At 71.5% G+C, this 11,330-nt stretch carries 10 protein-coding genes; 5 read left to right on the plus strand and 5 right to left on the minus strand.

Annotated features, from left to right (window positions below):
- Positions 1–219 precede the first annotated feature (219 nt).
- Positions 220–384 carry a hypothetical protein gene (locus ABH935_RS50470; RefSeq protein ID WP_370385170.1) on the minus strand — a complete coding sequence of 55 codons (165 nt, stop codon included), beginning with the start codon at positions 382–384 and terminating at the stop codon, positions 220–222.
- A gap of 126 nt (positions 385–510) precedes the next feature.
- Between ABH935_RS50470 and ABH935_RS50475 the strand changes: the two genes are divergently transcribed.
- Positions 511–1,287, plus strand: coding sequence for a crotonase/enoyl-CoA hydratase family protein (locus ABH935_RS50475; protein ID WP_370385171.1), 777 nt, complete (start codon positions 511–513; stop codon positions 1,285–1,287).
- Between the two features lie 8 nt (positions 1,288–1,295).
- Entirely contained in the window at positions 1,296–1,838 is a 543-nt protein-coding gene (gene cpt / locus ABH935_RS50480; protein WP_370385179.1) for a chloramphenicol phosphotransferase CPT, read from the plus strand.
- Here the strand turns inward: cpt and ABH935_RS50485 are convergent.
- Entirely contained in the window at positions 1,831–2,370 is a 540-nt protein-coding gene (locus tag ABH935_RS50485; RefSeq protein WP_370385172.1) for a GNAT family N-acetyltransferase, read from the minus strand. The genes cpt and ABH935_RS50485 overlap by 8 nt on opposite strands.
- 92 nt (positions 2,371–2,462) lie before the next feature.
- Between ABH935_RS50485 and ABH935_RS50490 the strand changes: the two genes are divergently transcribed.
- The 3 genes from ABH935_RS50490 to ABH935_RS50500 all read left to right on the plus strand — a co-directional run bounded on the left by ABH935_RS50490 (position 2,463) and on the right by ABH935_RS50500 (position 6,210).
- A complete protein-coding gene (locus ABH935_RS50490; protein WP_370385173.1) occupies positions 2,463–4,067 on the plus strand; it encodes a hypothetical protein in 1,605 nt (534 codons plus the stop codon).
- Between the two features lie 177 nt (positions 4,068–4,244).
- Positions 4,245–5,456: a cytochrome P450 gene (locus ABH935_RS50495; RefSeq protein ID WP_370385174.1), complete on the plus strand. Its 1,212-nt coding sequence runs from the start codon at positions 4,245–4,247 to the stop codon at positions 5,454–5,456.
- A 28-nt stretch (positions 5,457–5,484) separates the two neighbouring features.
- The gene (locus tag ABH935_RS50500) at positions 5,485–6,210 is read left to right on the plus strand and encodes a DNA polymerase beta superfamily protein (protein ID WP_370385175.1); all 726 of its coding nucleotides are present in this window, start codon (positions 5,485–5,487) and stop codon (positions 6,208–6,210) included.
- A 195-nt stretch (positions 6,211–6,405) separates the two neighbouring features.
- On the opposite strand, the gene ABH935_RS50505 is transcribed toward ABH935_RS50500, so the two are convergent.
- From ABH935_RS50505 to ABH935_RS50515, 3 genes are all read right to left on the minus strand, one after another.
- Positions 6,406–7,164, minus strand: a complete 759-nt coding sequence (locus ABH935_RS50505) for a class I SAM-dependent methyltransferase (protein ID WP_370385176.1) — start codon at positions 7,162–7,164, stop codon at positions 6,406–6,408.
- A gap of 140 nt (positions 7,165–7,304) precedes the next feature.
- On the minus strand, positions 7,305–8,690 hold the full coding sequence (locus ABH935_RS50510; RefSeq protein ID WP_370385177.1) for a hypothetical protein: 1,386 nt from the start codon (positions 8,688–8,690) through the stop codon (positions 7,305–7,307).
- Positions 8,687–11,014: a hypothetical protein gene (locus ABH935_RS50515; RefSeq protein WP_370385178.1), complete on the minus strand. Its 2,328-nt coding sequence runs from the start codon at positions 11,012–11,014 to the stop codon at positions 8,687–8,689. The genes ABH935_RS50510 and ABH935_RS50515 overlap by 4 nt, the downstream gene beginning before the upstream one ends.
- Positions 11,015–11,330 lie beyond the last annotated feature (316 nt).

Genomic DNA, 11,330 nt, shown 5'->3' on the forward strand with positions numbered 1-11,330 from the left:
GCCGACCAGTCGCGGACCGGCGCCCCCAAGCCCGACGCGCGGGTCGCCCCCTCGCTGTAGAGCGCCCGCCGGAGGCCTTGAGGTGCCCACCACGCACGACGATTGCCGCCTACGCAACGCATGCGCAGTGACTCGGACCTGTGCGCGGTCTTGCCCACGAAAACCGGCGGCCGCCAGCGCGACCCACAACGCTCAACCGAACTGCGTCCCCCTGCGAGGTCATAAAACCATGCGCGAAGCCGTAAAAATCGCCTGTAAACCACCCACCGACCGCACCCCACCCGACACCAGCACCCCGCCCAACACCAGCCCCCACACACAGAGCAGGAGCGCCTCTTTCCCGTCGAGGATGAACGGCGGACGAGACACCTGATCGCCTGCCACCGCCCCTGCCCCTGCCCCTACCGCCGCCACTGGGCCTGCCACCACCGCCACCACCACCACCACGACCGTGCCCCCGACAGCCGCACCAATCTGGCCAACCACCACCCAACACGCAAGACTGCCCCCATGAACGCCGAGACCCCCGCAGTCCGCACCGAAAAGAACGGCCACGTCACCACCGTCATCCTGCATCGTCCCGAGGTGCGCAACGCCGTGGATCCGGCGACGGCTTTGGCGTTGTTGGCGGCGTTCCAGGAGTTCGAGAAGGATCCCGACGCGCACGTCGCGGTGTTCTACGGCGACGGGGGGACGTTCTGTGCCGGCTTCGATCTCAAGGCTCTGACCGCCGGTGCGGTGCCGGCCGGGATGCTCGCCTACGGCGACGGGCCGATGGGGCCCTCGCGGCTGCGGCTGTCGAAGCCGGTGATCGCGGCGGTCTCGGGGCATGCGGTGGCCGGCGGACTGGAGCTGGCGCTGTGGTGCGACCTGCGGGTCGTGGAGGAGAGCGCTGTCTTCGGTGTCTTCTGTCGGCGGTGGGGCGTGCCGCTGGTCGACGGTGGTACGGTGCGGCTCCCGCGCCTGATCGGCCACGGCCGTGCGATGGACATGATCCTCACCGGGCGCGCCGTCGCCGCCGACGAGGCCCTGGCCTGGGGGCTCGCCAACCGGGTGGTGCCGGACGGGACGGTGCGCGAGGCCGCCGAGGCGGTGGCCGCCGAGATCGCCGCGCTGCCGCAGCTCTGCCTGCGCGAGGACCGCATGTCAGCGCTCGAACAGGACGGCCTGGACGAGGAAGCCGCCCTGCGCAACGAGCTGCGCCACGCGCAGGTGTCCCTGGCCGAGGCGGTCTCCGGCGCACAACGCTTCGCCGACGGGGCCGGACGGCACGGGACCTCGGCGTGACAGCCCGCGTGACACCCCGCGTCATCGTCCTCAACGGCGGCTCCAGCTCCGGCAAGACCACCATCGCGCGCAGGCTTCAGGCCGTCCTGCCGCAGCCCTGGCTGGCGTTCAGCATCGACGACTTCGTCGACGCGCTGCCGGAGAAAATGCTCTCCGCAGACAGCGGAATCCAGTTCCAAGCTGACGGCGAGGTCACCGTCGGCGCAGACTTCCGCACCCTCGAAGCCGCCTGGATGGCCGGCATCGCCGCGACAGCCCGCGCGGGCGCGAACGTCATCGTCGACGACGTCTTCCTCAGCGGCGCGGCCAGCCAGCAACGCTGGGAGCAGGCCCTCGGCGATCTGGACGTGCTGTGGGTCGGCGTCCACTGCGACGCCGCCGTCGCCGCACGCCGCGAACAGCAGCGCGGCGACCGCACCACCGGAATGGCCGCGCAGCAGGCGGACATCGTCCACAAAGACGTGCACTACGACCTGACCGTCGACACCACCGACACCGACCCCGCCGACACCACCGACTGCGCCGCCACGATCGCCGACCGCATCAGCTAGCTGCGACCGGCGCCAACTCCGACAACCGCATAGCCAACAACATCCCCGGCCAGTCCCCGGCCTCCGCAACCGTGAACTCCTGCACCCGCCGGAACCCGTACCCCTCGTAAACCTTCACCAGGTTCCCGCCCTCCCCCGCCCAGCAGTCCACCCGCAGCAGATCGATCCCCCGCTCCGCTGCCTCCCGCTTGGCCCGTTCCACCAGCAGCCGCCCGACCCCGCGCCCCGCGTGCTGCCGCGACGTGATCAGGAAGTTGACATACAACTCCCGCTCCTCCGCCTCCGGCACATAAGGCTGCCGCTCCTCGGTGATCACCATGGCCCCGAGCGGCGTCCCGTCCTCGTCCTCCAGTACCCGCAGCCCGCCGGTGCCTGCCCGCCGCTCGAACCCCTCCCGACGCTTGTCGTTCCCGGTCCAGGGCTCGGTCCCCCACTGCCCGGTGTTCCCCCGGGCGTTCATCCACGCCACCGCCTCGTCCCCGAACCGCAGGAGCAGCGGGACGTCCCCAGGGCCACCTACGCGGATCCGCACGACCCCCTCCTCACAAACTGTTCACGTGAATGCTCGTCAGATATAACCGCAGTTCACCGATACCTCGGCCAGGCGTTATACAACTCCGCCTCATGAGAATCTACCTCGCGTCCAAGCGACGCCTCGCGGTCTCGGCAGTCGCCCTGGCCGTGGGCTCGGCCCTGCTGGTCCCGGCCACGGCCATGGCCGCCGGCCGGCACCACGGGCAGCCGACCACCTGGACGCTGTCCGGCCAGGTCACGCCGGCCACGCTGAAGGGCGGCCCGTGGACGCTGGGCCAGACCCCGGCGACGTACGGCTCGCCGACCGCCGGCTACTGCGACGCCAACGGGAACGTCACCCGCAACCCGGGCACCGAGCTGTTCCAGCCGGCCTACTTCCCGAACGTCACCGGCAGCGGCCAGCACCTGCGCGGCTTCTTCGACTACCGCCCGAAGGACACCGACGAGGCGGTCCTCGCGGCCAAGTCCGACGACGGCGGCAAGACCTGGACCTACCAGGGCCAGGCGCTGGAGTCGCAGAAGGGCCAGTGCCCCTCGCCGGCGCTGAACGACGACGGCCAGGGCCACCCGACCGTGCTGCACGTGGGTGGGAAGGACTTCCTGTACACGCTGACCCGGCCGACCGCCGACACCCCCGGCTCGCAGTTGCTGGTCCACCGGATAGACGCCGACGCGCACAACCCGCTGGCCAAGCTGCCCTCGGCGCAGGCCGTCGGCACCGGCGCGACGACCACGCTGACCGCCGCGGTGACGTTGCCGGCCGCCACGATCCCGGCCGCCGACACCTCGGCCTTCGAGATCCCGGGCACCGTCCGGATCCAGACCTCGGCCGGCCTGCAGGACGTGCGCTGCACCGACTCGACCGCGACCTCCTTCATCGGCTGCACCGGCGGCACGGGCACCGCGGCCAGCGGCGCCGCGGCCGGCACCTACCCGGTGGTCCCGGCCGACACCCAGGCCACCACCGGCCTGGTCTCCCCGGACGGCATCCTGGGCGTGCTCCCGGCCAAGGACGGCCGCTCGGTGACCGTGCTGTACGTCGAGAAGCAGCTGAACTACTTCAAGACCGCCGACCAGGCCAACGCCTGCGCCGTCCCCTTCGCCACGCTGAACAAGATCGGCGAGGGCAAGAACAAGGCGCCGTACTACGGCAACAACGAGGACCGCTCCACGGTGCGCAGCGCCACCACGCGCGACGGCATCCACTTCACCGACAACGGCCCGGTCTCGGGCCTGGGTGACAACGAGAGCACCAGCGCGACCGCGACCCGGTTCGTCAGCCCCTCGGGCACCGTGGTGAAGAACCCCGACGGCACCCTGGGCCTGTTCTACGCCGCCGGCAACTGCTACGACGGCGACAGCGACGGCTTCCACTACATCGGCTACGCCACCAGCAAGGACGGCGTGAACTGGAAGATCGTCGACGGCTTCACCAACCCGCTGCTGTCGGTCGACACCTCCTTCCCGCAGACCACCCCGGCGCTCTACTACAGCGGCCGCATCTACGGCCCGCAGGTCGTCCTCGGTCACGACGGCAAGACCGCGACCATGGTGTTCGCCGGCTACCGCACCCCCAAGCCGCTGCCGAAGCCGGGCACGGCGCTGGGCACCGACCCGAGCGCGCTGTACACGGTCGGCGCGAACGACCTCGCCAGTTACCGCAGCATCCTGACGGTCACGCTGACCACCAAGTAGGACCAAGCAAGACTACGAAGGACCGGGCAGGACCGAGCAGGGCAGAGGCCGGCCCGGAGTCAGACAGAGCAAGGCGCTAATCAGGCCACTGACCAAGGCGAATAAGAACACTTAGATATTTTCGCGCGGCCCGGGAACATTCCCGGGCCGCGCCGCCGTTTGCGGTTCATGGAGCCGATGGACATCATGGGGGCACTGCTCACCGCCGAAGGCCGTGACAACCCCTATCCGCTCTACGACGAGGCACATCGGCTCGGGCCCGTCATCGACGCCGCGGAAGGCTTCGTGATGGTGCCGTCCTACCAGGAGTGCGACCAGGTCCTGCGCAACGCCTCGTTCGGGGTCTGGGACGTCGACTGGCGCGGCCGCGCCTGGGACGACGAACAGCAGCGCCGGCCGTCGCTGCGCAGCATGGAGCGGTCGGTCATCTACGCCAACGCCCCCGACCACGGGCGTATGCGTCCCCTGATCTCCTCGGTGTTCACCCCGCGCCGGGTCGCCGCGCTGGAGCCGATGATCGGCAGGTCCGTCGAGACGCTGCTGAACCGGGTCGCCGAGGCCGGGGCGGACGGCGCGGCCGTGGACCTGATGGACGACTTCGCCTATCAGCTCCCTGTCTCAGTGATCTGCGACCTGCTCGGCATCCCCGCCGAGGACCGCGAGACGTTCCGGGTGCTGGCCACCGAGCTGGCCGCGGTCTTGGACTACGTCGACGACCTGAGCCGCCTGGACGGCGCCGACGCGGCGTGGCTGGAGCTGGAGCTGTACTTCGGCGGGCTGTTCGCCGAGCGCCGCAGGTGCCCGCAGGACGACCTTGTCAGTGCCCTGATCGCGGTCTGCGACGCCGACGACTCCCGGCTGAGCGGGGCCGAGCTGCTGTGCAACCTGGCGTTGCTGCTCATCGCCGGGTTCGAGACCACCGCGAACCTGTTCGGCAACGGTGTGCGGCTGCTGTTCGAGCACCCGGAGGTCGGCACCGGCCTGCGGCGCGGGGACCTGCGCTACGCCGGCTTCGCCGAGGAGGTGCTGCGGTACGACTCACCCGTGCAGCTGACGACGCGGATCGCGCTGACCGACGGCCTGTCGGTCGGCGACGTCCCGGTGCGCCCCGGCACGGAGGTCGCGCTGATGATCGGCGCGGCGAACCGCGACGCCCGGCGCTACGACGAGCCCGACCGCTTCGACCCCACCCGGGCCGCGATCGGCCCGCTGAGCTTCGGGGCCGGACCGCACTTCTGCGTGGGATCGGTGCTGGCCCGGACCGAGGCGGCGATCGGCTTCCCGCGGCTGCTGGAGCGGTTCCCGGCGCTGGCGGCGGCCGGGGCGCCGACGCGGAACCAGCGGTTTGTCCTTCGCGGGTACGAGCACCTGCCTGTTACGGTGAGCTGAGTTTTCCGCTATCCGGGGGGATGCCGCCATGACTCAGGCTGAAGAAACCATCGCCGACACCAGGCCTGACTTCGAGCACTTCAAGCCGGGAACGGTCCTGCTCTCGGGTATCGTCGGCTCCACCGCTTACGGCCTGTCCGGCCCGGGCTCGGACGTGGACCGCCTCGGCATGTTCGCGGCCCCGACGCTGTCCCTGCTCGGCCTGCACACGCCGCGCGACAGCCACGTGACTTCGGCGCCGGACGTGACGTTCCACGAGGCGGCGAAGCTGGCCCGCCTGGCCCTCGGCGGCAACCCGACCGCGTCGGAACTCCTGTGGCTCCCCGACGACCTGTACGAGCTGCGCACACCCCTCGGCGACGAGGCGATCGCGCTGCGAACCTCGCTGCTGTCCGCACCGCGCGTCCACGACGCCTACCTCGGCTATGCCACGCAGCAGTTCCGCAAACTCCTGTCCCGCGACCCCACCTGGACCCACCGCAAAATCGCCAAACACGCCAGGCACCTCATGCGCCTTGTCGACCAAGGCCACGAGCTCTACACCACCGGCCACGTCACCATCCGCCTGGCCGACCCCGAGCGCTACCGCGACTTCGGCGAACGCGTGGCCGCCGACCCCGACGCCGCCCGCCCCTTCATGGCCGACGCCGAGGAGCGCTTCGCCACGGCGCGGTCGGTCCTGCCGACCGAGGCGAACACGGCGGCGGCCGAGGACTGGGTGCTGCGCGTGCGGAAGGCTTTCTGGGAGGGGTGAGCGACTGCAGACGCGGTCGAACACACGGACACAGCGCGCGGCCGACCAGCTGTAAGAGCTGATCGGCCGCGTGGCACCAGGTTCATGTCAGTCTGCTGCCCCGCCAGAAGACAGGCCGGCAGAGCGGTGTGGATACGCGACTCACCGGTCGAAATGCCGACGAACATCACCACAGGCGTGCAGGCCCCGGCCCCGTTACCGATGCGCCGTCAGAATCGGCTGGTAGTACCCGGAATCCGGCGGCTCGATCCACTGCACGTCCCGGAACCCGACCGCCGTCGCCGACTCCCCGAGCTGCGCGCGCGTCAGAGCCCAGGACGTCGCGCGCCGGACCCGCACGTCCCACTTGTCGCCGCCGGACGGCGCCAGCTGGAAGTGCTCCATGTCGTAGCGCTCGCCGTCGGGGTGCCAGTGCCACAGTTGGAACGCGATGGCGCGGCCGGCTTCTTGTTCGGAGACCTGCGGCGAGGTCGTCGTGGGGCGCTTCGCCCGCAGTTCGTCGTAGTCGCGCACGGTCAGGATCAGCAGGCCGTCGGGGCGCAGGACGCGGCGCATCTCGGCCAGGCCGGCTGTGAGCGCGTCGGGCGTCAGCAGGTGCGTCACCGAGTTGTCGGCGCTGAGCACCACGTCGAACACGCCCTCGGCGAACGGCAGCGCGCGCATGTCCGCCGCCGCGGTCGGCAGGCTCACGCCGCGCGCCGTGGCTTCGCGGGCGGCACGGGTCGCGGCTCGCGGGCTCAGGTCCGTGCCGATCATGCTCGCGCCGCCGAGCCGTGCCAGGCCGATGGCCTGCGTCCCGATCCCGCACGAGCAGTCCAGCACCCGCCCCGCCGACCGCTTGGTGCCCGCCTCGATCACCGCGGACAACAACGAGGCCTGATACTCCATGCTGATGTCCCAGTCCTGGAACATCAGGTGGTAGTCGTCGGCCATGTCGTCGTAGAACGAGCGCATCTCAGTAGCCTGCCAATGTCTTCCGGTCGTACACCAGCGTTCACGACCACTCCGGCCGCGTCTCCCGCCGCGTCTCGGTCGCCGGCCGCAGCCTCAGACGCAGCCCCACCGGCACCCGCACCTTCGCAACCCCCACAGCCTCACACCAAAGGGACCGGATCGTCCAACGCCCCCTCGCTGCGCCACCGCTTCATCTCCGCGGCGGCGACCCGGTGCCGCTCGGCCTGCGCCTGCGCGCTCGACTGCCCGGGCCGCAGCTCGGCGCGTTCGGGGTCCAGATGAGCGCCGCGCCCCGAGCGGACCGCACCGACGCGCCCCGTCGAACGTGCCGCCACCCGGCGCGCCGCCGCGGCCGCCGCCTTGTCCTCGCGCACCGCCGCGATCATCGGCTGCGCCGTCCCCTCGGCCATCGACGCCCGGACCACCGGCATCATCCGCTCCAGAGATCCGGCCCGGTTCAGCTCGACCGCCCACGCGACCTCCGGCGCGGACAGCTCGGCGAGCCGCACGTACGAGCGCAGCCGGGTAGCCGGCGTCAGATCGGGGCCGGCGGCGGCCACGACCGAGCGCACCCACGCGGCCTGCTCCTGGGGCGCGGCCTCGACCATCTCCAGGAACGCCTCCTCCCCGCACAACCGCAGCATCGCCCGCAGGCCCCGCAGCACCGCCTCCGGCTCGTCGCGCACGGCCTGGAACGCCAGCCGCCGCGCCGTCCCGCCGGCGAACTCGTGCACCTGCACCGCGCGCGTGACCTCGGGCTCGGTGTCGCGCTCGCACGCCAGTCGGGCCAGCACGCTGTCCGGCGTGAACGGGTTCTCGGCCAGCCGCATCCGCAGCGCGGTGTCCCCCAGCGACAGGAACGCGTGCTCGACCAGCTCCCGGCACAGCGGCGCCTGCGAGATCATGTCCAGGATCAGCGAGGCCTGCTCCCGCAGCGCTGTCCGCTCCGCCTCCGAGGGCTCCTTGTGGATCGTCGCCCCCGAGGCCAGGAACTCCCGCGCGGCCAGCGGCGGGGCCAGTGCCAGCACCACATTCGCCGCGCGCCAGCGCTGCCCCGACATGTCCGCCGCCGCGCGCTCGTCCTGCGCGGAGCGGCGCAGCCCGCGGGCGATGACGCCGCGGCCGGAATCAGGCCTGGCCTTCACCAGCGCGGCCAGCGGAGCGCGTGCGGTGTCCACTTCGCGCACCATCCGGGCCCAGTACTGCGGCCCGGCGCTGTCGCCGCGCAGGATGGCGCGCGTGACGGCGTCGCTGACGGTCACGATCTCCGGCTCCATCACCAGCGTCACGGCGACCGCGGCCGGACTCACGTGCCGCACGATCTCCGCCGGCCGGATCGTGCCCAGCCGCGCCCCGACCAGCGCCACCTCGCGCAGGTAGCCGAACTCCACGGCCGGATTCGGGCTCTGGTGGAAGGCCGCCACCGCCCGCTCGTAGTCGTCGATCGTGGGGTGCGAGGGAAGCGGCGGGGCCGGCTGCCGGCCCTGGGGGCGTCCCGGGCGTCCCCGGTCCTCGACTCGGTTCACGGCTCCCCCTCCGCAGCCTCCCCGGCGCCGTCGCCGATCGCCTCGACCAGATCGACGAGCTGCGCGTATTCCAGGGGGCCGGCTTCCATCAGCCGGCGCACCATGATCCGCCACCGGTGTGCGTCGTTGTCAAGATGCTGCCGCACCGCGTTTTCCAAGGGCCAGTGTGCGGGGTCGTCGGGATGCGGAGTGTACGCCAGATCCGGGTCGGGGACGGTCACGCCGGGAATGTCCGTCTGCGCGACGGCCCCGGCGCCGGCCAGCAGCGGCTCGACGCCGCCGCCGGCCATCGAGGCCCGCACGGACGATCCGGCGTGCTCCAGCCCGTTGGGCGCGGACATCGCGGCGTCCCACACCGGCTCCGGTCCGGCCTCCGCCGCCAGACGTCCGTAGAGCAGCAGAGAGCTGTCAGGACCCAGATACCGGCCGAACTTCTTCAGCAGGAAGTGCAGACGTTCGGCAGTCGGCGCGGCGGCGATGAGCTGGTAGACGCACGCCTCGTCCATGTTCTGGACGAAGTGCAGGATCTGGGGCCAGGCGGCGCCGGACTGCTCCAGCATTTCCAGCGCGGCGTAGCGGACGCCGGGATCGGCGACGTCGTAGAGCATGGCCAGCCGGGTGCCGATCGGGTCCACCGGATCGTGGAGGAGGCGTTGGAGCACGGCGAGCGGCGTCACCGGGTTGGCGGCCAGGGCGCGCCGGGCGTCGAATCCGGCGTCGTCGGCGAGGGCGCGGGACACCAGGCCCGGGGCCAGGGGGCTGCCTTCCAGCAGGGCAAGCTCGAAGGAGTTCAGCTCACCGGGTCCGTCGGACAGCACCTCCAGCTGCACGTGCGGACGTGCGAAGGCGAGTAGCACGTTCGCGCTGGGGACGTCCTCGGCTGCGTCGTCGAGTTCTTCCTCGTCCGGGATGGCCTGCTGCGGGCCGAGGACGGCGGTGGAATCGATGAACTCTGCGACGGTGCCGGTCCAGATGAAGGAGCGTACGAGGAGGGCGGTCCATAGTGGGACGTCGTCGCCGAGCCTTCGGTCCAGGAGCGCGCGGATTTCTTCGGCCAGGTCGGCGCGGCCTCGGGCGGCGGGGAGGATGTCGTCGGCGTGGCGTCGCCAGGCGAGGTTGAGGACGGCGCTGGCGGGGACGGCGTGGTCGATGACGTCGGCGGCTGTGAGTGAGCCGAGAGACAGACCTCTGATGAACAGTTCACTGATAGAGGTGCTGAATTCGGGGTGTTGTTCGAAGCCGTCCCATCGGCGCCGGAGTGTCGTCACGGCTGTCGCGATGCGGCGCAGCGTGGTGACGTCGGGCGCGGCGACGTGCCAGGCGGCTTGCGGGTAGCTGGCGAGGAGCTGGTGGCGGACGTCGGCGGGGATGTCCTCGCGCGCGGCGGCTTCGTCGAGGCCTGCGACGCGGGCGAGGAAGCGTCCGCGGTCGCCGGCGACGGTCTCGTGGTCGGCGGCCAGGGCGAGTACTTCGTCCCAGTCCAGGCGCCAGGAGCAGGATCCGGCGCCCGGACGGTCCCAGCGCTGGACCCAGGCCTGGTCGCGCCAGCCGGGCTGGTGGGCGGGGATCGGGGCGGGGAGGCCGAGGATGCGGGCGGCGGGGAGGGAGAGGGCCGGGTCGTGGGCGGCGGCTAGGACGCGGAGGAGTTCGAATTCGGGGTCGTCGGTGGCGGTGTCGGCCAGGTGGTCTGGGGAGATCGGGAGGACGGCGGTGGTGAGGAAGGCGGCGAGCTTGGCGCGCAGGTCCGGGGGGACGATCGGCTTGCCGTCGGGGCCCAGGCGGTCGCGGAGGATTGCTGAGCGGACCCAGGGGATGCCGAGTTGTTCCAGGCGGCCGAACAGGGCGCGGTCTATGTCGGGGTCGGCTAGGGCCAGGAGGCGGCGGCGGGCGGTGTCGTGGACGGGGTTGGGGTGGTTGGGGCTGGGGTGGAGGTCAGGGTGGGGGTGGGGGTCGCGGTGGGCGTGGCGGTCGGCGGCAGGGTCGGCGGCGCGGTGATGTGGGGCGGTCACGTTGCGCGCGGCGTTCTGGTTGCTCAGGTTGCCCATGAACGGGAAGCGCACGAGTGCGGGCCGAGGCGGCTGCCGGAGCTGCCAGGCCAGGGTGTTGCGGGCGGTGCGCGGGCCGTGGGTGACGACATGCTCGATCACCGTGGGAGGGAGTCGCAGGCCGAGTCGTGCGATGCCTGCGGAAAGCTCTGCGGCAGTCAAGGCGTTGATGATCAGCGGCACATCCGCAGGTCTCGCGACCTGCGTGAACTCCAGGACCCGCGCTGCCGCGTCCGGAACCGTCGGCGGTGCGGCCCCGTCCTTGGCCGCGATGCTCATCGCCCCCGACTTGCCTCCCGCCTGCCCACACGTGTGTGACATGACCATGATGCCGCACCGGGGGTGCGGGGACACGTAGGCGGGTGCGGTTGGGGTGGGGTTTACAGGCGATCTTTACGGCTTCGCCAATGGTTGGATGGCCTCGCGGGGGGACGCAGTTCGGTTGTGCCCCGCTGGTTGCGCTGGCGGCTGGCGGTGTTCGTGTTCACAACCGCGCACAGGTCCGAGTCACTGCGCACACGTTGCGTTGGCGGCAATCGTCGTGCGTGGTGGGCGCCTTGAGGCCTCCGGCGGGCGCTCTACAGCGAGGGGGCGA

The sequence above is a fragment of the Catenulispora sp. GAS73 genome (assembly GCF_041262085.1).
Lineage (GTDB): Bacteria > Actinomycetota > Actinomycetes > Streptomycetales > Catenulisporaceae > Catenulispora.